23 protein-coding genes are annotated in these 23478 nt (G+C 37.2%); 19 read left to right on the top strand and 4 right to left on the bottom strand.

What is annotated here, in order from left to right:
- Positions 1-18 precede the first annotated feature (18 nt).
- Positions 19-1560 (top strand): DUF4832 domain-containing protein, encoded by a 1542-nt coding sequence (locus HC728_RS11510; RefSeq protein ID WP_065598199.1) that lies wholly within the window; start codon positions 19-21, stop codon positions 1558-1560.
- Between the two features lie 8 nt (positions 1561-1568).
- On the opposite strand, the gene HC728_RS11505 is transcribed toward HC728_RS11510, so the two are convergent.
- Both HC728_RS11505 and HC728_RS11500 read right to left on the bottom strand, forming a co-directional pair.
- The gene (locus HC728_RS11505) at positions 1569-1739 is read right to left on the bottom strand and encodes a hypothetical protein (protein WP_190395519.1); all 171 of its coding nucleotides are present in this window, start codon (positions 1737-1739) and stop codon (positions 1569-1571) included.
- 177 nt (positions 1740-1916) lie between these two features.
- Entirely contained in the window at positions 1917-3023 is a 1107-nt protein-coding gene (locus HC728_RS11500) for a M20/M25/M40 family metallo-hydrolase (RefSeq protein WP_190395518.1), read from the bottom strand.
- Positions 3024-3252: 229 nt separating this feature from the next.
- Between HC728_RS11500 and msrB the strand changes: the two genes are divergently transcribed.
- Both msrB and HC728_RS11490 read left to right on the top strand, forming a co-directional pair.
- A complete protein-coding gene (msrB, locus tag HC728_RS11495) occupies positions 3253-4389 on the top strand; it encodes a peptide-methionine (R)-S-oxide reductase MsrB (protein ID WP_190395517.1) in 1137 nt (378 codons plus the stop codon).
- A gap of 140 nt (positions 4390-4529) precedes the next feature.
- A complete protein-coding gene (locus tag HC728_RS11490) occupies positions 4530-4832 on the top strand; it encodes a VF_A0006 family four-cysteine protein (protein ID WP_017019972.1) in 303 nt (100 codons plus the stop codon).
- A gap of 90 nt (positions 4833-4922) precedes the next feature.
- Here the strand turns inward: HC728_RS11490 and gfa are convergent, their stop codons facing one another.
- Positions 4923-5486 carry an S-(hydroxymethyl)glutathione synthase gene (gene gfa, locus HC728_RS11485; RefSeq protein WP_190395516.1) on the bottom strand — a complete coding sequence of 188 codons (564 nt, stop codon included), beginning with the start codon at positions 5484-5486 and terminating at the stop codon, positions 4923-4925.
- A gap of 397 nt (positions 5487-5883) precedes the next feature.
- Between gfa and HC728_RS11480 the strand changes: the two genes are divergently transcribed.
- The 7 genes from HC728_RS11480 (at position 5884) to HC728_RS11450 (ending at position 13789) form a co-directional block, all read left to right on the top strand.
- Entirely contained in the window at positions 5884-6756 is an 873-nt protein-coding gene (locus HC728_RS11480; protein WP_005421683.1) for a patatin family protein, read from the top strand.
- 54 nt (positions 6757-6810) lie between these two features.
- On the top strand, positions 6811-8259 hold the full coding sequence (locus HC728_RS11475) for a catalase (RefSeq protein WP_190395515.1): 1449 nt from the start codon (positions 6811-6813) through the stop codon (positions 8257-8259).
- A gap of 220 nt (positions 8260-8479) precedes the next feature.
- On the top strand, positions 8480-9019 hold the full coding sequence (locus tag HC728_RS11470) for a hypothetical protein (RefSeq protein ID WP_005421688.1): 540 nt from the start codon (positions 8480-8482) through the stop codon (positions 9017-9019).
- Positions 9020-9286: 267 nt separating this feature from the next.
- Positions 9287-10465 carry a lytic polysaccharide monooxygenase gene (locus HC728_RS11465; protein WP_065622948.1) on the top strand — a complete coding sequence of 393 codons (1179 nt, stop codon included), beginning with the start codon at positions 9287-9289 and terminating at the stop codon, positions 10463-10465.
- A gap of 211 nt (positions 10466-10676) precedes the next feature.
- Positions 10677-11216, top strand: coding sequence for a porin family protein (locus tag HC728_RS11460; protein ID WP_054775960.1), 540 nt, complete (start codon positions 10677-10679; stop codon positions 11214-11216).
- Positions 11217-11443: 227 nt separating this feature from the next.
- The gene (locus tag HC728_RS11455; RefSeq protein WP_081300251.1) at positions 11444-13054 is read left to right on the top strand and encodes an ABC-F family ATPase; all 1611 of its coding nucleotides are present in this window, start codon (positions 11444-11446) and stop codon (positions 13052-13054) included.
- 72 nt (positions 13055-13126) lie between these two features.
- Positions 13127-13789, top strand: coding sequence for an exonuclease domain-containing protein (locus tag HC728_RS11450; RefSeq protein WP_190395525.1), 663 nt, complete (start codon positions 13127-13129; stop codon positions 13787-13789).
- 45 nt (positions 13790-13834) lie between these two features.
- Here the strand turns inward: HC728_RS11450 and HC728_RS11445 are convergent, their stop codons facing one another.
- Entirely contained in the window at positions 13835-15301 is a 1467-nt protein-coding gene (locus HC728_RS11445) for a hypothetical protein (RefSeq protein ID WP_065598192.1), read from the bottom strand.
- Positions 15302-15825: 524 nt separating this feature from the next.
- Here HC728_RS11445 and rsgA point away from each other — a divergent pair.
- The 9 genes from rsgA (at position 15826) to HC728_RS11400 (ending at position 23469) form a co-directional block, all read left to right on the top strand.
- On the top strand, positions 15826-16887 hold the full coding sequence (rsgA, locus tag HC728_RS11440) for a ribosome small subunit-dependent GTPase A (RefSeq protein WP_005421700.1): 1062 nt from the start codon (positions 15826-15828) through the stop codon (positions 16885-16887).
- Positions 16888-17074: 187 nt separating this feature from the next.
- Positions 17075-17491 carry a glycine zipper domain-containing protein gene (locus tag HC728_RS11435; protein WP_005421701.1) on the top strand — a complete coding sequence of 139 codons (417 nt, stop codon included), beginning with the start codon at positions 17075-17077 and terminating at the stop codon, positions 17489-17491.
- An 82-nt stretch (positions 17492-17573) separates the two neighbouring features.
- A complete protein-coding gene (locus tag HC728_RS11430) occupies positions 17574-18116 on the top strand; it encodes a porin family protein (protein WP_005421703.1) in 543 nt (180 codons plus the stop codon).
- Positions 18117-18247: 131 nt separating this feature from the next.
- Entirely contained in the window at positions 18248-18967 is a 720-nt protein-coding gene (locus HC728_RS11425; protein WP_017019961.1) for a FadR/GntR family transcriptional regulator, read from the top strand.
- A 93-nt stretch (positions 18968-19060) separates the two neighbouring features.
- Complete coding sequence (locus tag HC728_RS11420) at positions 19061-19966, top strand: 2-dehydro-3-deoxygalactonokinase (RefSeq protein ID WP_065598190.1); 906 nt, start codon at positions 19061-19063, stop codon at positions 19964-19966.
- Entirely contained in the window at positions 19959-20600 is a 642-nt protein-coding gene (locus HC728_RS11415) for a 2-dehydro-3-deoxy-6-phosphogalactonate aldolase (protein ID WP_190395514.1), read from the top strand. The genes HC728_RS11420 and HC728_RS11415 overlap by 8 nt, the downstream gene beginning before the upstream one ends.
- Before the next feature lie 32 nt (positions 20601-20632).
- The gene (locus HC728_RS11410; RefSeq protein WP_190395513.1) at positions 20633-21625 is read left to right on the top strand and encodes a TRAP transporter substrate-binding protein; all 993 of its coding nucleotides are present in this window, start codon (positions 20633-20635) and stop codon (positions 21623-21625) included.
- A gap of 57 nt (positions 21626-21682) precedes the next feature.
- The gene (locus tag HC728_RS11405) at positions 21683-22189 is read left to right on the top strand and encodes a TRAP transporter small permease (protein ID WP_005421709.1); all 507 of its coding nucleotides are present in this window, start codon (positions 21683-21685) and stop codon (positions 22187-22189) included.
- Positions 22189-23469 carry a TRAP transporter large permease gene (locus HC728_RS11400; RefSeq protein WP_005421710.1) on the top strand — a complete coding sequence of 427 codons (1281 nt, stop codon included), beginning with the start codon at positions 22189-22191 and terminating at the stop codon, positions 23467-23469. Before HC728_RS11405 ends, HC728_RS11400 begins: the two co-directional genes overlap by 1 nt.
- The last annotated feature ends 9 nt before the right edge of the window (positions 23470-23478 follow it).

Below are 23478 nucleotides of genomic sequence, written 5' to 3'. Positions count from 1 at the left end.
AATTAGTTTGGTTTTTTCATGTCTGTTTTCAAATATTCACCGCTCTTTTTCTCTTTGTTTTTAACTGCTTGTGGCTCTGATTCTGAAGATTCATCAGATACTTCAAGTTATTGTGATACGAGCATGGGGAGTAGGGTGACTGAAAATGGTGGAATGAAAACAACCTTTCCTAAAATCAGCTGCCAAGTTTTAGTGAATCCGGATATGGGGTTTACTGATTTTCATTCTATTTCAATTAAAGATAACCAATGGAAGCCTGTTCCTTCATATCCTGAAACAAGCACTGTTTATTATCGATGGGATTGGTCGGTTTTGCAGCCTACGGATGCTGATTCATTCGATTTCTCTGAAATAGAAGAAGTGGTAACTAAGGCGCAGAAAGCCAATAAAAAATTAGCTCTACGTATTGTAGCAATGGAAAATATGGGCTACGGAGCAGCAAAAAGCGAATTACCAACATGGTTAATGAGCACTATTTCTGGAACAGATTCTCCGACTGGTGTGTTTGTTCCAGATTATACTAGTCCTGAGTTTTTAAATGCGGCCAATAAGCTAATAACTAAGTTAGGAGAAGTATTTGATGACCCTGATTTAATTACAAGCATAGATATCGGTATGGTTGGTTCTTGGGGGGAATGGAATTTAGAAGATGCTTATCCTGGTGACGGTACGTTAGGGTTATACGCTAGTGGTGAGAAAGGACTATTTTCTAATTTTTCTCGTTTTTCTGAATACGCTGATATGTTCGAGTCCGCTTTTACCCAAGTACCTAGAGTCATGTTAATTGGTTCTTCAAATAAAAATGAAACCTTTTTAGCTCAAGCAACAAGTAGTACAAAACCAGCTGGGTGGCGTGCCGATTGTTTGGGTGATAAGTACGGTTATTTTTCTAATAGCTGGAGTCATATGGATGAAGGTTATCCTGAAGCATTAGCAAACGCTGAGCAACATGGTTCGCCGGATATTAAAAGCATCTGGAAACAAGCTCCAGTTCAGTTTGAAACTTGTGATGATATGACGGTATGGAAAACACATCATTCATACACAATTAACGATGTCACTGAAGTGTTTAATTATGCGCTTGATCATCACGCCTCATTGATAAACGCAAAATCAAAACCGATTCCTGATGAATTTCAACCAGCGGTTCAAGAGGTACTTAAAAAGCTCGGCTATCGTTTTGAATTAATCTCTCTAACGCACTCTAAAGAGGTTTTAGCATCAAGTTCGATGTCTATTACTTCTGAATGGAAAAACAGTGGTGTAGCGCCATCTTACTATCCATATCGACTTGCTTATCGTTTTGTTGATGCTTCAGGAAATGTTGAGGCAAAACAAGAGACCTCAAAAAATGTTCTTGATTGGTTGCCAGCAGAAACAAGAACGGACACGGCACCTGTAATTAATATTCAAGATGATATTAATACTCCTGCGTTAACAGGCATATATGATTTACAAATCGCTTTAGTAAATGATCTTGGGGATGCACAAATTAAGCTTGCGATAGACATGCCCCAAGAAAATAACTGGTACACGATTTCTAAGGTTACAATTAATTAATGTCTTATTTAAGGTAGTCTAAGTAATAAAAAATCGTAAAGATGTATGGTCTCTGAGCGAGTTGGTGCTTGCTCATTGATTTGGATTAATTGATGTTTAATCGTGTAGAACCGAAAACCGATAATAGAGATAAGAATAAACGCAATGACGTAGATAATAGTATTATTTGATATGTTCATGCTGCCCCACCTTATTGAAAAATCAATGATAACGACTGCTTGAGTTAACCATATATTAATTGTGGTTTTAATTCTGATAACTGGATTAAAAAAACAGCATAAAGTTGAATTTTTATCCAAAAAAACAGCCACTATTATCGAGTGGCTGTTTTATTATATTTACGATAAACGTTAAGATTAACGAGTTAGATACGCTGCAACGAAACGAGTAATATCAACCATATCTGATACTTTAATGAACTCTTCTGTTGTATGTACTTTTGACATGCCAGTCGAAAGGTTAACGGTTGTTAAGCCTTTTTCATTAAATACGTTTGCATCTGAGCCACCACCGGTCGGTTTAGTAAATGGTTCGATATTAATGCTTTCAAACGCTTCTTTAATGCTTGCAACATGTGGGTTTTCATCTGCAATTTTGTAAGCGTTATATGCACGAGTTGAGATAATTTCAATTTCAGCACCGTGCTTGTCTGCAGCAGCTTTAAATGTTGATTCCATATGCTCAACTTGCTTCGCTAACTTTTCATCATCAAGAGAGCGAGCTTCACCTTCAATGTATAGCTCTGGCATTACAATGTTTGTTGCCTGACCACCACGAACAACACCGATGTTTGCTGTTGTCTCTTCATCAATGCGAGATAGGGTCATGTTAGTAATTGCATCAGCAGCAACCGTTAGAGCATTGATGCCTTCTTCTGGTGCTAAACCTGCATGTGCTGGACGACCTGTAATGGTTACTTTAAGGTTTTGCTGACCTGGTGCTGAGGTAATGATGGTACCAATAGGGCCACCGGAGTCTAACACGATAGCGTGATTCGATTGAATGTAGCTCATATCGAAGTTCTTAGAACCGTGTAAACCACCTTCTTCGTACACAGTAAAAGCCAGCTCTAGTGTTTTATGTGCTTGATTGTTTTCTTTAATCACACGTACCGCTTCCATTACTGCAGCGATACCTGATTTATCATCACCACCAAGGATAGTGTTGCCTTTAGAGCGGATCACACCATCTTCAATAATTGGTTCAATACCATTACCCGGAGTTACTGTGTCCATGTGAGAGCTAAATACAATGCTGCCCTCTAATGAGCCTTCTAATTTTGCGTAAATATTAAAGCCATTTGATACATGCTCAGGTACTGGTAGTTTTGATACCGTAAAGCCTAGCTCTCCCAATTGCTCTGCTAATGCTTCTGCAATTGCTTTTTCATTTTTTGATTCACTGTCGATCTGAATAATATCTAGGAAGTGGTTTACTAAACGTTCTTGATTTACTTGAGTCATGACTTCTCTTCTTTCATTGATAGGGAATAATAAGATCACTCTAACTAAAGAAAGTGCAGAAAAAGATGCACTGAATCAATAAATCGTCCGACTTATCTAGCATAGCCATGCGTTATATCTTAATAATTAAAAGTTATAACACATAATTAATAGTTGATAACATTTTGCAACTTTCTAGATTCATATAACTCTGATAACTATATTAATAAGAAACCATAAAGAGGTTGCTATGAAATCACGATTAAAAATCACAACAGTAGCTCTACTGTTTGCTTCATTTTTTGCTGTTATAACAAGTTTCTTTTCTACCGCTGAAGACATGACTCAGCCAATGAAAGGGGACTATGAGATAGCCACTCTTGCTGGGGGGTGTTTTTGGTGCACTGAATCTGATTTAGAAAAATTAGATGGAGTGGTGGATGTCGTTTCAGGCTATTCAGGGGGAGATCTTGAAAATCCAACCTATAAGCAAGTGTCATCAGGAAAGTCAGGTCACATTGAAGTGATTGAAGTGACGTTTGATCCAAAAGTGGTTTCTTATGAACAGATCCTTGATCATCTTTTCAGGCACATAGACCCAACAGATAATAAAGGATCGTTTGTTGATCGCGGTCCTCAGTATCGTCCTGCTATTTTTTATCATAATGAAGATCAGAAAGTGATCGCTCAGAATTTTATGAAAGATATTGATGCAGCAGGGATTTTTCCAAAACCGTTAGCTACTGAGTTAATTGAGTATAAGACATTTTGGCCAGCAGAAGCGTATCATCAAGATTATTACAAGCGTAATCCAATTCGTTATAAATATTATCGCCATGGTTCTGGTCGTGATAAATATTTAGATTCTGTATTTGGTGAAGATAGAGAGGAAAACCCGAAAACATTACGTCAGTACATTACGGAGTATGAAATGACAGTCAATGTGAAGCCTTACAGTAAGCCTTCTGAAAAGCAGATCAAGAAGTCTCTGACGGAACTGCAATATTACGTAACGCAAGAAGAGGGAACAGAACGTCCATTTGATAATGCGTATTGGGATAATAAAGCGGATGGCATTTATGTTGATATTGTAAGTGGTGAGCCTTTATTTTCATCCACTGATAAGTATAAATCAGGGACTGGTTGGCCAAGTTTTACTAAACCGATTAATAAGGCGTACATTGTTGAAGAGGATGATTTTCAGTTATTTACTAAACGAACTGAAATCCGAAGCAAATTTGCAGATTCACATTTAGGGCATGTTTTTAATGATGGTCCTAAGCCTACAGGTTTACGTTACTGTATGAACTCTGCTGCGATGCGTTTTGTTGCAAAAGCTGATTTAGAAAAAGAAGGTTATGGTGAATATTTGTATTTGTTTAATTAAATAGTTTTTAGCTGTATTTAAATGGCTTTATATCAAGGGGGGTTATAAATTTTTATTTGTAGCCCTTTTCAGTTAGTCTTCTATGTGTAGTTAATATTTAAATATAAGTGTCGTTTTACTTAATGAGTCAGTTTATTACCATGAATAAGTTCAAGATAATGTTACTTTGGCTATTTATTGCAAATAGTGTTCAAGCTAAAGAAGATAAAGAGGCATATCAGGATTGCATTTTTCAATATGTCACAGGGACTGAAGAGCCTAGTGTTTCACTGATGCTAACCAATGCCTGTAAGAAACTTTATATTGATAACTTTATGCTAGAAGAAAAAGACGCCAATTATAATCAATGCTTACTTGATAACCTTCAAAGTTCTAAAAATAAAATAGCATCATTGAAAGTTAAGCAGGCATGTGATCAGAAATATCGTAGCTTTTTTAATTAATAAATTGACGTTATTTAAATTAATCGTAAGAAAACCCCAGCTCATCAGTGGTTAAGCCGGGGTTTTTATTTATATAAGATAGGTATAATTTTATTTATTTTGCGCTGCAATGTGAGCTGCAATTGCATCCATTAATGCAGGTGATAGGCAATCGTAAGTTGGTAGACCTAATTCAACAAAACGAGCACGGATCGCATCCATATCTTTAGGATCTGTACCTGTTTCAATAATAGATGATACAAATGCAGCAAATTGTGGTGCAGACCAACCTTTATCAGCTGATAGCTCTGTGTGAACAAAGTCTAAACCGAAGAACGGATGACCTTCGTTATCAATACGACCGTACATGTGAGTACCACACTCTTTACATGCATGACGTTTAATTGTTGCTGTTTCATCAATAACAACTAATTTTTCAGCATTTGCGATAACTTCAACATTGCCACGTGAAATTACAGCAACTTGAGAGAAGATCGCACCTTCTGGTTTCCAACATTTAGAACAGCCACAAGCATGGTTGTGAGCTGTTTGAGCTGTTAGTTTAACCGCTACTTTATTCTCTTTACATTGACAGTGTAATGTACCGCCTTGGAAGTTTTCATCTGTCGCAGCAAAGCCATTGTCGATTGCTGGGTGTAGTTTTGTAATTGTCATTTTTTTTCCTGTAAATACGTTCAGTATTTTTTGTAATGCATTGTTCAAGCTTTGAACCTTTATCAAAATTTAGTTAGTTGTTTTCGTTATCTGAGCGCTCAAACGATGGGAGGCATTTTTCTCCTTTCTGCGGCGGTAAACAATCAGGTAAATTGTAATTCATTATTACCAATATGTAATAGTTTGTGTTTTTAATGAGGTTTTTATTACTTATTGTATGGTTGTTTGTTTTTGTTTAATTTGTTTTATCTATTTGATTATTAATGTAAATGTGTCTTTTATAAGCTTTCAGGTTTAATTTGATAGGTTTTGTAAATTGCAACTATAAGTACAAGCTATTATCTTTAATCTATTTCTAGATTTATTCTATCCCCGTAGTTTATTTGGGGATTTAGAGATGACAAAAAGTGCATTAGTTGTTGAAGGTGGTGCAATGCGCGGCATTTTTGCTAGTGGCGTATTGGATATTTTCATGAAAAATGAATTTATGCCTTATGATTTTGCAATTGGTGTTTCTGCTGGAGCATCTAATTTATTAGGGTATCTTTCTAATGCACCACAACGCAGTTTTCATGTCATTACTAAATTGGCTACTCATAAACGTTTTTTTAATATTCCTAGATTTGCAAAAGGTGGGGATTTAGTCGATGTTAAATGGTTAATCGATGAATCAAATGCAAGACATCCTTTAGATTTAGAACAACTATTTTCTTCAATACCTATGTATGCAGCGGTAACGAATATTGATAGTGGTAATGCTGATTATTATCAAGTCAAAGAAAATAATCTAAATGATGTTATTGAAGCGACGACAGCCTTACCCATTGCTTATAAATCAACACCTTGTTTTTCTGGAGGGTGTTATACCGATGGTGGTGTAGCTGATTCAATTCCAGTGAGAGAAGCTTATCGTCGTGGCGCAAGAGATATTACGGTTATTTTATCTCATCCATTAAGCTATGAAATGAAGGCTCCTAAGTCATCTTGGTTAATTACGAAATTATTGTCACGTTACCCACAAATTGCAAAAGCCATGCTTGTTCGTGCTGATAACTACAATTTATCATTAGAGTTCATTCGTAATCCTCCTGAGGGAACAACGGTTCGTGTTATTGCTCCACCTGAAGATTTTTCTGTCAAACGCCTTTCAATGAAATCTCCCATATTAATGGAGGGCTATCAAATGGGTGTTTCTGCTGGATTAAATCATTTATCAAGTCGTGACGGTACATTTGGATTAGATACTGAAAATTGTCATTTCTGTATTTAATTCTATTTTTATAAACAGTTTTATCGTGCACTTTATATAAACAAGGAATCAATCATGAGTAAGAAGTTAACAACAGCTGCAGGCTGTCCTGTTGCACATAACCAAAATGTTCAAACTGCGGGTAAACGTGGCCCTCAATTATTGCAAGATGTGTGGTTTTTAGAAAAACTGGCGCATTTTGATCGTGAAGTTATTCCTGAGCGTCGTATGCATGCGAAAGGCTCTGGTGCTTATGGTACATTTACGGTTACTCACGATATTACGAAATATACGAAAGCAAAATTGTTTTCTGAAATTGGTAAACAAACCGAGTTATTCGCGCGTTTTACAACGGTAGCGGGTGAGCGTGGTGCTGCTGATGCTGAGCGTGATATTCGTGGTTTTGCGTTAAAATTCTACACAGAAGAAGGTAACTGGGACTTAGTTGGTAACAATACGCCAGTATTCTTCCTACGCGATCCACTAAAATTCCCTGATTTAAACCACGCAGTGAAACGTGATCCTCGCACAAATATGCGAAGCGCGAAAAATAACTGGGATTTTTGGACATCATTACCTGAAGCACTTCACCAAGTGACTATTGTAATGAGTGACCGTGGTATTCCTGCAACATACCGTCATATGCATGGTTTTGGTAGCCATACATTTAGCTTTATTAATAGCGATAATGAGCGTTTTTGGGTTAAGTTCCACTTTAAATCACAACAAGGTATTAAAAACTTGTCAGATGCTGAAGCTGCACAAGTGATTGGCCAAGATCGTGAAAGTCATCAACGTGATTTACTTGAAAGCATTGATAACCAAGATTTCCCTAAATGGACACTAAAAGTGCAGATCATGCCTGAAGCCGATGCGGCAAAAGTGTCTTACAATCCGTTTGATTTAACAAAAGTATGGCCACATAAAGATTATCCTTTGATTGAAGTGGGTGAGTTTGAGTTAAACCGTAATCCGCAAAACTTTTTTGCCGAAGTAGAGCAATCGGCATTTAACCCAGCAAACGTCGTTCCTGGTATTAGCTTCTCTCCAGATAAGATGCTGCAAGGTCGCTTATTTGCGTACGGTGATGCACAACGCTACCGTTTAGGTGTAAACCACCAACACATTCCAGTGAACGCACCTCGTTGTCCTGTTCATAGCTATCACCGTGATGGTGCAATGCGTGTTGATGGTAACTTTGGTAGCACACTAGGTTATGAGCCAAATAATGAAGGTCAATGGGCTGAGCAACCTGATTTTGCAGAACCAGCATTGAATCTTGATGGTGCAGCTGCGCATTGGGATCACCGTGAAGATGATGATTACTTCTCACAACCGGGTGATCTATTCCGCTTAATGACCGCAGAGCAACAAGCTATATTGTTTGATAATACTGCTCGTAACTTAAATGGCGTACCAAGAGAAATTCAACTTCGTCATTTAAGACATTGTTATAAAGCTGACCCAGCTTATGGTGAAGGTATCGGTAAATTACTTGATATTGATGTAAGCGAATTTAATTGATAAAAAAGTTAATATAAGGCGACGAATAAGTCGCCTTTTTTATGCTTATCATTTTGATTTAAATAAAATTTATTAAAATGATAAAGCCGTAGTTTTTATGCGGTTTTTCTCTTTAAAAAATGAGACCGAGTGTTCACTTTAAGAAAATGACTGTATTCATTTTTTTATTTCTGGGGATATAGTCAATCCAATTGCATTAAATGAACCGGAGAAGTACCCCATGAGTGCATACATTCAATTTCCAAAAGAAACGTTTAATAAAACAGCGCCAATTGCTTATGGCGAAGATGAGCAAGAAGTGATGATAGATCAAGTCATTTACGACTATATCTTAAAATACAGCAAAGACTCTGCAGAGGCTCAAGGGCTATTATCATTGCTTGTATCTGAAAATAAAGACTTTATTGAGAAAGCTCGTGAATCCTCAGAGATTAAAGAATCTCGAGCTGATTATATTGTTAATTTGATGAGTTCTGCATTATTGAATGTGTCTCCTGTTCCGCTTGATGCTCATCAAGTTATTGAGATTAATTTTGATAATTTAACTTTTCAATGTGGAAAAACAGTAAGTCAGTGTTTCTCTATCCCAGCGTTTATTATGAGTATGATGAGCCAAAATGATGTACAAGAAGTCATTGAATCTGAGCTTATTCATATTGACGCAAAAGACTTTAATTTCGAACTTTTTAATAGTTATATCCGTGGTATTTTATTCTCTCGACTATTTGAAAATAAGATCACCGCAGATAACTGGGTCTAGTTTGATTTTATGAGCGGTTATCATTTTGGTATACCGCTCTTTATTATGATGGTTTACGTGAGTTTACATTGTAAATTTCATGAAGTGAGTCGAAAGCCAAATTGCTTTTTTCATTTTGTTCATGAGCGACTGGAAAGCAGATAACAAAATGATAAATCGCATTTAATAATGAACCGATATATTGAGTGAAATTTTCTTTTTTTGCTAGCTTTGTTGGGGTAAGTACTGTGCTACTGGTACTTTTCCGTTCATAAACAAGGAAAGAAAATGACTAATAAATTAACTTCGCTCACTATTGCTTTTGTTGGCGCATTATCTTCAATGGGAGCACAAGCACACGGTTGGGTAGAGTACCCAAGTGCAAGACAAAATACCTGTTATTTAGATGGTGGCTTCTGGGATAACACTATTCCCAATCAAGCGTGTCAAGCTGCTTATGATGAATCAGGTGCTTTTCCTTTTGTTCAGCGAAATGAAGTTGCCGCTAATGTACCTAATTATCAAGATATGGCACACGTTCAAGCGATTGTACGTGATGGTCACTTATGCTCTGCAGGTGATGCTGCTAAGTCTGGATTAAACTTAGGCTCATCACACTGGCAGAAAACAGCGATAGCACTGGATGCAAATAACCAGATAGAGCTGATCTTTAATGCGACAGCCCCACATAACCCTTCTTATTGGCAGTTTTATCTTTCTAATGAAAATTATGATCCAACGGTTCCGCTTACTTGGGGAGATCTGGTTCTTATTGATACAGCAGGTAATATTCCTGTTGGCGAAGATAAAAAATACCGAATTAAAATAACACTTCCGGCAGATAGAAATGATTCCGCTGTTCTCTATACGCGTTGGCAGCGTGAAGATGCAGCTGGTGAAGGATTTTATAACTGCAGCGACATTTCTTTTAACGGCTCAGGTACAACACCACCAAAACCAACCGATCCTGTCGAACCCCCACAATATTCAGACTTAGGCTATTACATTAATCAAGGATTTGGGCCCGTTGAATCAGGAGATACGGTTCGCTTCAGAACGTTTGATTCTACAGGAGCTGAAACTACGGATATTAGCTTAGCTATTACTGCAAATAATACAGCAACATGGTCAGCCGAATTGGCAGGGCAGTTTAATCAACTCAAAAACAAAGAGTGGTTCATTGGTATTTGGCATCAAGAAATGAATCATTATATGTATGATTCAAATAATATTTATGCAAATAAAGTCTTTGCACCTGCAGCGAATGTGAGTTATCAACTTTCTTTAATTAAAGCCGATATTACCCCGCCTGTTGAGCCGCCAATAGAACCTTCAAATCCATGGGATAAAACTGCAACGTACAATGCAGGCGAGACCGTGGAGCATAACGGAAAAGCATGGGTGGCACAGTGGTGGACAAAAGGTGAAGAGCCAGGAACGACAGGTGAATGGGGAGTGTGGCGATAAGAAGAACCACTAAATTCATATTCATTAAAATATATGTTGTTTAATATAAAAGCCCTAAATTACTTGTTTAGGGCTTTTATTATAAGTACTGCTTATGAATAACATAATGAGAGCTGCTTAGCCTAAATTACATTGATTCCATATTATGCACTCAATGATTAAGAACACGAATTCAAGGATGAAATCATTAATTTAAAAAATGAGAGTAATTATGAAATTAGTACAAAAAACACTTCTAGCAGCAGCGCTTTTATCTTCAACAACCCTTTATGCTAATGCTTTAGAAGGGCATCGAATCGGTTTAGGTTTTAACTCAACGAGCATTGATGATGTGGCTTTTGATAGCAAGCACTCTACAAGTGGCTTCACTTTAGCTTATGGTTACGACATTAATGATATTTTTGGTATCAACGTTTCTTTGAATAAAGGCAGTGGAAGTGAATCACTTTTTGACATAGATACCTCAACGTTTAAGTTTGATACTGATATTGGCTACACATTCCATATGGAAAATGCATCAATTAAGCCTTATGGGGTGTTGGGCTTTGCTAAGTTTAAAGAAGAATTTAGCGTATTAGGCCAAGATGTTGGAAAATGGGATGATTCAACCATATTCATAGGTGTTGGTACTCGAGCGACATTTAACCAACATTTTTATACTGATTTAAGATTGGATTTTATGAATCTAAAAGACAGTGGTGATAATATTTTTGCCGATCAATTCTCTTTTACTGTTGGTTATAAATTTTAATTAAGCTTGATTAATACGTAATTTAAGTTCTCTTTGTTATTCTTAAAGCTCTGGATTTTTCTGGGGCTTTTTTATTGTGTATTAAAACGTCATACTTCTCGACAATGTGATCGAGATCTCTGTATAATCCGCGCCTAGATTTTCTCATTCATCATACTTTCGTCCTTCATCTTTTGGCTTTTTAGCGCCTGATCATGACTTGTCAGTAAACCCTAGGAATTATTTCGTTGATACAATCAAACAATATCACCATGCAATTTGGCGCAGAGCCTTTATTTGAAAACATTTCAGCAAAATTTGGCAACGGTAACCGTTATGGTTTGATCGGAGCAAATGGTTGCGGAAAATCAACGTTCATGAAGATTCTTAGTGGTGCCTTAACGCCGAGTTCTGGCAATGTATCAATGACGCCGGGACAAAAATTAGGCGTATTGAGTCAAGATCAGTTTGCGTTTGAACAATTTAACGTAATTGATGTTGTGATCATGGGTGATAAAAAATTATGGGAAATCAAACAAGAGCGTGATCGAATCTATTCACTACCTGAAATGAGTGAAGAAGATGGTATGAAAGTCGCTGAGCTTGAAAGTGAATTTGCTGAAATGGACGGCTACAGTGCAGAGAGCCGTGCAGGTGATATTCTCATTCAAGCAGGTATTGAAGAATCACTTCACTTTGGTTTAATGCAACAAGTGGCACCTGGCTGGAAACTACGAGTGTTATTGGCACAGGCATTGTTTGCAAACCCAGATATTTTGTTACTTGATGAACCAACCAACAACTTAGATATTCATACGATTAACTGGTTAGCAGAAGAGTTAAACAAACGTAAATGTACCATGATCATCATTTCGCACGACAGACACTTTTTGAACTCTGTATGTACGCACATGGCTGACATTGATTACGGTGAATTGCGTATTTACCCTGGTAACTATGAATATTTCTTAGAAGCATCAAGCTTGATCCGTGAGCAACTGCTAGCTGGAAATGCGAAAAAAGAAGCTGAGATCAGTGAGCTACAAGATTTCGTAAACCGTTTTGGTGCAAATGCATCTAAAGCAAAACAAGCCAGTTCTCGTGCTAAGAAGATGGAAAAAATCACACTAGATGAAGTGAAATCGTCTAGCCGTATGAGCCCATCTATTAATTTTGGTGAAGGTAAAAAATTACACCGCCAAGCATTAGAGCTTGAAAATCTAGGTCATGGATTTGATGGTGAAGTATTGTTTAAAGGTGGTAATTTACTGCTTGAAGCTGGTACGCGTTTAGCGGTAATTGGTGAAAATGGTGTGGGTAAAACAACCTTCTTACGCTGCTTAGTTCAAGACTTACAGCAAAACGAAGGTATTGTTAAATGGTCTGAAAACGCTTCTGTTGGTTATTGCCCTCAAGATAGTACTGCTGATTTTGATAATGATTTAAGCATCTTTGATTGGATCTCTCAGTGGCGTACTGTGAAGCATGATGATCTTATGGTCCGTGGTATTTTAGGTCGTTTATTATTTACGGCGGATGATGCAAATAAGAAAGCGCGCAACTGTTCTGGTGGTGAGAAAAACCGTTTATTATTTGGCAAGCTAATGATGCAAGATATCAACGTACTTGTTATGGATGAACCAACAAACCACATGGATATGGAGGCGATTGAAGCGTTAAATGATGCACTAAAAGTGTATCCGGGTACGTTAATCTTTGTTAGCCATGACCGTGAATTTGTATCGTCACTAGCGACTCATATTATCGATATCAAAGATAAAAACATAATTAACTTCCAAGGTACTTATGAAGAGTACCTAGACCATCAAGTTAAAATGCTACAGGTTAATATTGCTTAATCATTTAGCTTTACGTTAAGATTATTTAATCTATTTAAAAACGCGAGTTTGATTACCAACTCGCGTTTTTTTATTTGTTTATTTAGGAAATACACATGTCATCCATTTGTTCTAAAAAAAGCAACGCCAGCAAATACTGTTGTTGTACTCGATTTCGAAACCACAGGTCTATCTCCCAATCAGGGGGATCGTGCGATAGAGATTGGTGCAGTAAAATTAGAAAATGGTGTGGTGGTTGATCGCTTCCAAGGCCTAATGAACCCCGGATTTCGAGTCAGTTCATTTATCGAGAACTACACGGGTATTTCTAATCGTATGCTTGCAGATGCAGCCAGTTGTGATGAAGTAATGAATGAGTTTGCCAACTTTATTCAAGGTTGCAATCTGGTTGCTCATAATGCTTCGTTTGATAAGCGCTTTTTAGATGGTGAGTTAGCGTTAATCCAGCGTGAATATTATGGGGATTTTGCTTGTTCACTATTAGTGTCTAGACGATTAACTCAAGAAGCATCATCGCATAAATTAGGTGATTTGGTCGCTTATCATCAAATTGAGAATGATGGTGTATTTCACCGAGCATTAGCTGATGCTGAGGTTACGGCATCATTATGGCTGGTATTATTAGAGACGTTAGAAAGAGAGCACGGAATAGTAAATCCAAGCTTTGAATTAATGATGAAGATAGGTAAAACACCTAAAGCATCCATAGCTAACTTTTTGAAAAAGAATCGCTAGCGGATCGTAATAAAGCGATTTATTTATCGTTATACACGTTGTGATCTAAAAGCGTCGATTTAGAAGTGTGATAAATTGTCTTTTTCTATCTGACTTCCATCCGTATTCCATGGCTAATGACCAATTTTGATTAAATACGTAATTAGCCCCAACTAAGCTAGCCCATTTATCCGTATTACTTTGTTTTACTTTATAGTCAATGCCAACCCCTTCGTAATTATACGTTCCGGTTAATGTCAATGTACTATCTAAGTAGGTACCTCCGGCATAAACGGCGATAGATTGAGGGCCTGTGATCGGGAATATCTTTCCTACTCTAGGTGAGATATTGACGATTAACCCTTCTGCATCATTCTTTTTCATATCAGCGTAAGTTACTGAAATAGGTAGAGTAATAAAATAACTGTTCCACCCAGAAGCCAATATGGTTCCTAAGGTATAGTTTGTACCTTCTAAATGCGCGGTAACACTAACATTAGGATTTTTTCCTTGTAGCCTACATGATGGAGGCTTTAATATTCCGCTGCAATCTCTACCTAATTGTTTAATTAAATCATCGCCGCTGAATTGTATTCCTATATCAGCTGTCCCTTTAATTTTCCCTACTGCTCCAAAGACATTCATAAAAGGAAATAACCACGCATCTAGCTTTAACTGAGGCGATCTCGTGTTATTACTGTTGTTATCAAAAGAAACAAAATCAATAGGATACTGTTTAGACCCATTAATCCCCACATCTAAATCACTGATATCCATGTATTGAAAAGTATCTGTATAGATGATGCTTATGCCATAAGGCTTGGGTAATGAGTAACCTTTATCAATGACGGCTTGTGCATAAAAAGGAAGTGATCTCTCCCATTTTTTCGGAGCTTTTGTTGGTTCTAGTGAATAGCTATCTGCTTCTGTAGGTTCGGTTTTATTTGGAATGGTAAAGTCACCTAACCCAGTATCGTTTAAATCGTGGTTAACGGAGGTCGATAAGTATCGTAATGTTCCTGTTGCACCGAAACCTGAATTTGATAGTACATAAACTGGAACATCGTTTTCTGCATCAAGAAGTGCGGCTGAAGTTGTAGTTCCTTCATCATCAAGGTTTAAGGCCGCTTCAAGAGAAAGAGTGTGAACGCCTCGCTTGTACTCTGCTATTGCTTCTTCAGTATCAAAAATTGCGAGAGCTTGATAATTACCAAGAGCTAAACCTATACCAAGATCATATCGGTTAACATCAATATAAGTAATTGAAGAATCTTCATTGTTATAGATAGCGCCTCTTCCTGTCGCTCCTCCAATTGCAGGAACCATGATGCCAGATAAACTGACTGTACCATAACCTTTTGCTGATTGAAGTTGGTCTGCTACATCAGGGTAGTCTTTACTGATTTTAGTGATGATCTCAGAGGAGGTGGTATTTATTTCGTTTCTTACGTTATCCCTGTCTTTTTTGGGAACATGAGAACTGCAACCAACCAAGATTCCCAAATAAAAAAACCATAAAATACGAATCACCATATGCATAATCCTTTAGCTAAGCTGATCGGAGCGAAAAAGAGAGTGGGATCTAAAGCGAATTAATTCTTTTGGCCACCGTATTTGTGAATAAGTAAGTATAAGGTATTTATTTGTGACTGCTTGGCTTTTAAGGAAATAAAATCATTATTTGTCGTTTTCGTTATTCATTGCCGCTTTTGTTCAATTTTCAAATAAATAGGAAGGTTATCATACTCTGAACTAATCATATTTTTTCTGTAAAAACGGAAAAATAGTGGGGCTAATTGATGAGAATAAAAGTAAAACTTCATTTGTTTATCATCTTGTTGTAAATAATTGCTACCAAGATCTTAAAACGATGAAAAAGAGAGGTTCATCGAAAAACTTTCATTGCTATTTTTTCTGTATACGGTGGTAAAATCTCGGAGCAAAATAGAGCAGTTTAAACACCTTGTTTTATGAGGGATTTGCATTAGATTGCTTACCATTGATTTTTATATATCCCTATCAATGGTAAACAATCTACCATATGTATGGAGCAACAAATGAGTGAGCAAATTCTCACACTATCGCAACTAGGCTGGCGACCTTATTTTCAACAACAACTGACTTTTGAAGATTTAACTGATTTTCAGGTTGGTCGAATTATTGAACAGCATCGAAGCAATGTGATTGTTTTGAGTGAGCAAGGCCAAGTGAGTTTATTACCACCATCTGGTGATGAGCGTGTTTGTGTGGGTGATTGGGTACTATTTGATGAAGATCTACGAATTCAGCGTGTACTAGATAGACAATCATTGTTTGATCGTAAGGCACCGGGTTCTAAAGTCGCATCACAGCTGATTGCTGCGAATGTTGATAGTGTCATGATCGTATGTTCTTTGAATAACGATTTCAATTTGAGCCGTATTGAGCGTTATCTTGCTATTGCAAAAGAAGCGGAAGTAGAGCCAGTGGTTGTTCTGACTAAAGCTGATTTATGCGACGATGCTGATGATAAACAAGATCAAGTGCAAAAACTGAATCGTATGATGAGCGTATACAGTGTGAATGCGCTAGATGCGAAAGAGCTAACAGCGTTACATAGCTATTGTAAAAATGGTCAAACTATCGCTTTCTTAGGTTCATCTGGTGTTGGTAAATCAACATTAGTTAATGGATTGCTTGGATTTGAAGCTCAAGAGACGGGCGAAATCCGTGAAGATGACAGCAAAGGTAGACATACAACAACACACCGAGCTCTTAAGCTAATGCCTCAAGGCGGTTTGTTAATGGATACTCCTGGAATGCGTGAATTGCAACTAGCAGATTGCGAGCAAGGTGTGAATGCCACATTTAGTGAGATTACAGACCTTGCGTTAACGTGTCGTTTTAGTGACTGTTCACATACCAAAGAGCCGGGTTGTGCTGTACTAAAAGCGGTTGATTCTGGTGAGCTCGATGAGCGCCGTTTGGTGAGCTACCAAAAGTTAATGCGTGAGCAAGCTATTAATGGTGCAAGCCTAGCTGAACAACGCGCAAAGGATAAAGCCTTTGGTAAAATGGTACATGGTGCTATTGCTGAAGCTCGTAGCCGTAAAAAAGGGTATGAGACAAGCGCTTATTAATACCATCATATTATTATGAGCTAATAAAAAACCGCCCATCTGATTGGCGGTTTTTTTATAACCGCTTTTTAGCTTTTGGATAGTGTGATAAACCGTGGTTATCAGCGCTATAACTAACGTTCAATTCTCTCCTTCCTCTAACTCTCTTATTATTCATTTGTTCCCACAAAACAGAGAGAGTCTATTTATGTTCTTCCTAAACAATAAAGTAAAAGCAGTATTGATTGCCTCTACATTTGTTGTCACAGGATGTGCTTCACCAGCGATGGATGCTGATAATGAAAACGCAGCAAGAAACCGAGGCGCGGTTGGCGGAGCCTTGGTTGGTGCTACTTTAGGTGCCGTAACTGGTGATGCGAGATTAGCAGTAAAAGGTGCAGCCGTTGGTGGTGTTACTGGTGGTGTTGCTGGTTCAATGAAAGACTTAGAAGATTCTCGAAATAGTAAAGATGTTCAAGTTTTAGCTGATGGTCATTCACAAGATAATCGTAGTGATGCAGAAAAACGCCTAGCTGAGCTTGAAGCTGAAATTAAAATTCGCGAGTTAGAGCAGCAACTGGCGGATCTAGAAGAGCAGAATAATCAAGATAATGAAGAAAGCTAATTTCTATCTTATTCACTCCAATACGAAATGATTAATTAATTTTTATTGAATGGATTCGATAACCTAATAAGCGAGATTTATTATGAACAATACTCCAAAAATTTTACTAGCAAGTCTATTTACTTTAGCTTTAACTCCTTCAGTGTCAGCTTCTATTTTTGAAGACAATGAATTTAGTGGCCACCGAATTGGTGGTGGTTACTCGAATACAGAATTGGTTTTTGATAACCGAGGAGCTGATTGGGGGGATGGTATTAAACTTGAGTATGGTTATGATATTAACCAAATTTTTGGCATTAATGCATCATATCAAAATAATAACGGCAGTAAGTACGGTGTTGATTTAGATGGAAGTACATTAAAAATAGATTCTGATATTGGTTACACGTTTAAATTTGAAGAGTGGTCAGTAAAACCATATGGTGCAGTAGGCCTAGCTCGAGTAAATGAGAAGCTATCATATGATGGTATTAGTGATTCATTTAAAGAAATTTCATTAATGGGAGGTATGGGTGTACGTGCTAATTTAAATATGGGATTGTATACCGATCTTCGTTATGACTTCTTCAATATTGATAATCAAGACCAAGATCAATTATCGTTAACTGTGGGTTATCGTTTTTAATTATCGAAAGTCGAATATAAATAAAACCGCCTTTATTATTTTGAATAAAGGCGGTTTTTTGCTATCTGGCTATACAATCACCAATATTACGCATATTATGTTCTTAATGTCTTTTAACTTGTATGATAAGAATGAGCCTTTCTAAAACAGAAATAGTACAGCAATATGTAGTGAAATTAATCTTTACTAATGACTTAGTTTGTGGGGACTCTCTAATGGGAGAAAACTACCTTGCAAAGGAACTAGATGTATCAAGAACCTCTGTAAGAGCAGCATTACAGAATTTATCAAGTAAAGGGATCATTACTATAATACCGAAAAGTGGTAGTGTGGTTAACTCTCCAGAAGAATGGAATTGGTTGGATAATGCCGTACTTAATTGGGTTGCCGAATTTCAGGTAAATGATGAGATTATTGGCCATTTAATGGCAACAAGATTAGTTTTTGAACCAAATATAGCTTCTCTTGCGGCGATAAATGCAACAGGAAAAGATCTTGCTCTTATAGAGGAAGCCTATGATTTAATGGTAAAAGGTGTGGAGTTAAAAGATCAGGAAATGATGACAAAAGGTGATGTTCGCTTTCACCACTCATTACTTTTAGCAACACATAACCCATTTTTAATCGCAATGGGAGATGCACTGACTACAGCCATGACAGTCTCGTTTAAGCAAACTTGCGATAACGATTTGACTTTAAGTAAGCCGGCATTGGATGAACACTTTAGAGTTATGGATGCTGTTCGTATGAGAGAACCAGAATCCGCTCGTAATGAAATGAAGATGATTGTTGTTAATGCGATAAATAAGGTTACCAATGTTGCAAATAAATACATTAAGTATATTAATTAATCAATTTTAGACAGTGATCACGGTATCACTGTTTTTTTATCACTAGTATTCTTGTCATACAAGTTGTTATTGTTTGTCTGACTTGGAGGTCTGGTGGAAAATAATTGGATAGCGATAGATTGGGGGACAACCAATTTCCGTGCATTTTTAATGAATGAGCAAGGGGAATGTCTTTCGCGTGTAGAAGAATCAAAAGGATTATTGAGTGTTAAGAAAGGAGACTTTCCTAGCACTCTTGAAGGATTAATTGGTCATTGGCTAACTGCTTGTCCAACTCTTCCTATTTTAATGGCTGGAATGGTTGGCTCAAAACAAGGTTGGAAGGAAGCACAATATATCAAAACGCCAGCAAGTATTTCTGAATTTATAGGAAATACAGTTACTGTCTTTAACGGGCAAGCTAATATTATTGCTGGTGTGAGTTGTTCTCATAATTCGGTAGGAATGCCTGATGTAATGAGAGGAGAAGAGGTACAGCTGATTGGTTTGTCAGATATTATTAAAAAGTCTACATTCTTTTCTATTTTACCCGGAACTCATAGTAAACATGTTTATTGGAAAAATGGTCTTTTAGAGCGTTTTTCTACCGTAATGACAGGAGAGTTGTTCTCTCTTTTAAAGCACCATTCCATTCTAGGTAAAGACTTACCTATTCAACATAACTCTCAACATGTCTTTTTAGATGGCGTTTGTTTAGGACGCCAACATCCGCTAAATCAAATCTTATTCAGCGTTCGGACAAGGCGATTATTCGATCAAATTGATGAACACAATATTGAATCCTATTTATCTGGTTTATTAATTGGCCATGAATTAAGTCAATTGTCGATAACAGAATCGTGTTTTGTTGTTGGTAATTTTTTACTGACTGAACGTTATGTTCAAGCGTTGAACCATCTTGGTTTTGACGCTCAACAAGTTAGTGGAGATGAGTGCTTTTTGGCTGGTATGAATCATTTATATCAATCATTTAAAGGAGAAAATAAGAGTAATGACTAACTTAAAAGCAAATCCATTTTTTCAATCATTACCTCTTGTCGCTATTTTACGCGGTATTTTGCCAAGTGAAATTTTACCAGCAGCCAAGATACTGATTGAAGAGGGGGATCGGTTTATTGAAGTTCCTCTCAATAGCCCTGACGCATTAATGAGTATTAAGTTACTTGTGGATGAATATGGTGATAAAGCTATCGTAGGAGCTGGTACAGTAACCGATCAACAAAAATTGATTGATGTATTAGAGACTGGAGCAAAATTAATTGTCACACCGAATATGAATCCAGATGTAATTAGTATTGCATCTAAGCGGGATTGTATTGTTATGCCGGGAGTTCAAACAACAACAGAAGCGTTTACTGCATTATCTTGCGGTGCTTCTGCATTGAAGTTTTTTCCTGCTGAAGTGATTGGAGCAAAAGGAATAAAAGCAATGAAGTCTGTACTGCCAGAAGGAACGGTTTGCCTTCCTGTTGGTGGTGTGGCTGCAAACAAAGAAAGTATGCAAGAGTATTTAGATGTTGGGGCTGATGGATTTGGTCTTGGGTCTGGATTGTATCAAAAAGGTATGTCGCTAGAAGAGCTAAAAAGCCGTAGTCATGCCTATAAAAAAGCTTGGTTAGGCACACAAAAATAAAACAATTTACTCTCCCTACAAAGGAATAAATTATGAAACTGAACAAACTTTTTACGCTATGTGCTGTGTCGATGATTGCTGTTTCATCCTATGCGAATGCTGCTAAAACAATGAGAATCGGGATTGGGGTTCCTGAATCACATTTCGAATACGCTGCAATGAAGAAATTTGAAGAACACGTTGAACAAGCAACGAATAATAGTATCGATGTGAAGGTTTTTGCTAATAATCAGTTAGGCAATGACCAAGAAGCTCTCGAAGCTATTAAACAAAATATTGTACAAATGAACCTTCCATCTCCAGCGGTACTAGCAAATATCGTCAAGGATTTTAATATTTTATCTTTGCCTTTTATTTTTCCTACAGAAGATATTGCTAACCAAGTTGTTGATGGTGAATGGGGACAGAAGTTAGCATCTAAATTAGAAAGAGCGGGCTATGTTGGTTTAGGGTATGGGAACTTTGGTTTTAGACATGTAACGAATAACACTCGTCCTATTGCTACAGCAAAAGATTTCGATGGGCTAAAATTAAGAACCATGCAGAATAAAGCGCACCTAGATTCATTCCGTGCTTTAGGTGCAAACCCGACTCCAATGGCTTTTTCTGAGCTGTTTTCATCACTTCAACAAGGCGTGGTAGATGGTCAAGAAAATCTATATACCAATATCTATTCACAGCGTTTGTATGAAGTACAAAAATACGTATCAAATACTGGTCATGTGTATAGTTGGGTTGTGTTTGTTGTTGGTAAGCGATTCTACAATGGCTTATCTGAAGAAGAACAAACGGCATTAAATGATGCAGCTAAAGTTGCTATCGACCATATGCGAACTTCAGTGCGTGAACAAGATAAGCAGTCATTACAAAATATGATTGATGCTGGCTTGGTTTACACTGAAATCTCTCCAGAAGAAAAAGCAAAAATGCGTGAAATTGTAGCGCCTGTTGTTCAGCAATTTGCTGATGATATTAACCCTGAATTATATCGTGAGCTAACAGCAACTGTAGATTCTCTTCAATAAACATGGAAATAGAGCTCCTTTTCTATATAGGAGCTCTGATTGTTTTAGGTTTGTATTATGAAAAATAAAATTAATTATTTTATGAATAATATTGAAGAGTACGTCAGTATATTACTGTTCTCTTCTCTTATTATTCTCTGTTTTTTGCAAATATTATTTCGTTTTGTATTTAACTTTTCGTTGTCGTGGACAGAAGAATTATCTCGATATGTTTTTATTGCACTTGTTTATATTTCAGCAAGTTTAGCGGTTATTCGAGGTGCACATGTTCGTGTTGAAGTGATTGATAATTATATCAAAGGAGCAAATAAGCGAATTTTAGATACTATCATTGATTTGTCTTTTGCTATCTTTATGATTTATATCGGTTATTACGGTATTGAAATTACGATTGAAACCCTTGATGTTGAACAAACAACGCCTGCTCTTGGGTGGAGTTCTGGTTGGGTATACGCCGTTGTTCCTTTTTCATTTTATTTAATAGCGCTGCGCTTAATTCAGCGTGCTTATTTACGATTAACAAATAAATTAGATGAATCAAATATATCTGTGGGGTGTGACTAATGGCTACTTTCGGAATCGCGATGTTGGCTTTTGTGGTCTTACTTTTTATTGGTATGCCTATTGCCATTAGTATTGGTATGACGACGGCTTTTGCTCTATTTTTAAGTGATATCCCTGTTTCATTTATCGCTCAACTTTCATTTTCAGCATTAGATTCGTTTACCTATCTTGCAATACCTATGTTTATTATGGCTGGTTTTGTTATGGAAACCGGCGGATTATCTCGTCGTATAGTTAACTTTGCTTCAAGTCTTGTTGGGCGTACTGCTGGCGGCTTAGGTATTGTTACGGTTGTGGCGTGTATGTTTTTTGCCGCTATTTCTGGTTCATCTCCTGCAACGGTTGCTGCCATTGGTTCAATGATGGTTCCATCGATGATAGAAAAAGGTTACAACCGTCATTTTGCAGGTGCATTAACTGCATCCGCAGGCTCACTTGGTATTCTTATCCCACCTTCAATTCCAATGATTATTTATGCGGTTACGGCTGAAATATCCATTGGTGATATGTTTTTAGCAGGGTTTATTCCTGGTGCGATGATCGGTACTGGACTTATCTTAGTCGTGTACTGGATCTCTAAACGTCGTGGGTATAAAGGTCAAGATGAAGACTTTAGCCTACAGCAAGTGAAGACCACCTTAAAAGAAGCAAAATGGGCACTACTAACACCAATTATTATTCTTGGTGGTATCTATTCGGGTATTTTTACTGCGACAGAAGCTGCATGTATTACGGTAATTTATACCTTAATTATTAGTTTGTTCGTTCATAAGGAAATGAAGTTTAGTGATTTACGCCCAGTGATCGTTAAAGCCGCACTGACGACGGGGTGTGTCATTATTATATTAGGCTTTGCCACGGCATTTGCTCGTTACTTAACGATCAGTCAAATACCACAAATGATAGGCGAACTTATTCTGTCATACACTAATAACGCGACACTTATCTTAATGATTTTTGTTGTGCTTATTATGTTTACTGGCCTGTTTATCGAAACCGCGGCTCAAATACTTATTTATACCCCACTATTTTTACCTATCTTGGTTCAGCTTGGAGTGAGTCCATATCATTTCGGTATCATTTTAATTGTTGGTACTGAGTTAGGGCTTATTACTCCGCCTGTCGGGGTTAATCTCTTTGTAGCAAAAGGCATAACAGGATCATCAATGGTTCAGTTAAGTCGAGCAATCGTACCATTCTTATTAAGTATGTTATTGGTTCAATTCTCTCTCGTTTTACTTCCTGAAGTTATTACGTTCCTACCTAATCTGTTTGGTTAATTGGTGATG

The organism is Aliivibrio sp. S10_S31, assembly GCF_014694495.1.
Taxonomy (GTDB): Bacteria; Pseudomonadota; Gammaproteobacteria; order Enterobacterales; family Vibrionaceae; genus Aliivibrio; species Aliivibrio fischeri.
This window is presented reverse-complemented; position numbering and strand designations above follow the sequence as displayed.

What these genes read in the sequence shown, in the direction of transcription:
- HC728_RS11500 (WP_190395518.1), bottom strand. Translation starts at nt 3,023, where the DNA reads ATGACTCAAGTAAATCAAGAACGTTTAGTAAACCACTTCCTAGATATT.
- HC728_RS11490 (WP_017019972.1), top strand. Translation starts at nt 4,530, where the DNA reads ATGAATAAGTTCAAGATAATGTTACTTTGGCTATTTATTGCAAATAGT.
- HC728_RS11505 (WP_190395519.1), bottom strand. Translation starts at nt 1,739, where the DNA reads ATGAACATATCAAATAATACTATTATCTACGTCATTGCGTTTATTCTT.
- HC728_RS11415 (WP_190395514.1), top strand. Translation starts at nt 19,959, where the DNA reads ATGACTAACTTAAAAGCAAATCCATTTTTTCAATCATTACCTCTTGTC.
- HC728_RS11480 (WP_005421683.1), top strand. Translation starts at nt 5,884, where the DNA reads ATGACAAAAAGTGCATTAGTTGTTGAAGGTGGTGCAATGCGCGGCATT.
- HC728_RS11465 (WP_065622948.1), top strand. Translation starts at nt 9,287, where the DNA reads ATGACTAATAAATTAACTTCGCTCACTATTGCTTTTGTTGGCGCATTA.
- HC728_RS11475 (WP_190395515.1), top strand. Translation starts at nt 6,811, where the DNA reads ATGAGTAAGAAGTTAACAACAGCTGCAGGCTGTCCTGTTGCACATAAC.
- HC728_RS11425 (WP_017019961.1), top strand. Translation starts at nt 18,248, where the DNA reads ATGAGCCTTTCTAAAACAGAAATAGTACAGCAATATGTAGTGAAATTA.
- HC728_RS11435 (WP_005421701.1), top strand. Translation starts at nt 17,075, where the DNA reads ATGTTCTTCCTAAACAATAAAGTAAAAGCAGTATTGATTGCCTCTACA.
- HC728_RS11430 (WP_005421703.1), top strand. Translation starts at nt 17,574, where the DNA reads ATGAACAATACTCCAAAAATTTTACTAGCAAGTCTATTTACTTTAGCT.
- rsgA (WP_005421700.1), top strand. Translation starts at nt 15,826, where the DNA reads ATGAGTGAGCAAATTCTCACACTATCGCAACTAGGCTGGCGACCTTAT.
- HC728_RS11470 (WP_005421688.1), top strand. Translation starts at nt 8,480, where the DNA reads ATGAGTGCATACATTCAATTTCCAAAAGAAACGTTTAATAAAACAGCG.
- HC728_RS11460 (WP_054775960.1), top strand. Translation starts at nt 10,677, where the DNA reads ATGAAATTAGTACAAAAAACACTTCTAGCAGCAGCGCTTTTATCTTCA.
- HC728_RS11410 (WP_190395513.1), top strand. Translation starts at nt 20,633, where the DNA reads ATGAAACTGAACAAACTTTTTACGCTATGTGCTGTGTCGATGATTGCT.
- msrB (WP_190395517.1), top strand. Translation starts at nt 3,253, where the DNA reads ATGAAATCACGATTAAAAATCACAACAGTAGCTCTACTGTTTGCTTCA.
- HC728_RS11405 (WP_005421709.1), top strand. Translation starts at nt 21,683, where the DNA reads ATGAAAAATAAAATTAATTATTTTATGAATAATATTGAAGAGTACGTC.
- HC728_RS11400 (WP_005421710.1), top strand. Translation starts at nt 22,189, where the DNA reads ATGGCTACTTTCGGAATCGCGATGTTGGCTTTTGTGGTCTTACTTTTT.
- HC728_RS11445 (WP_065598192.1), bottom strand. Translation starts at nt 15,301, where the DNA reads ATGGTGATTCGTATTTTATGGTTTTTTTATTTGGGAATCTTGGTTGGT.
- HC728_RS11510 (WP_065598199.1), top strand. Translation starts at nt 19, where the DNA reads ATGTCTGTTTTCAAATATTCACCGCTCTTTTTCTCTTTGTTTTTAACT.
- gfa (WP_190395516.1), bottom strand. Translation starts at nt 5,486, where the DNA reads ATGACAATTACAAAACTACACCCAGCAATCGACAATGGCTTTGCTGCG.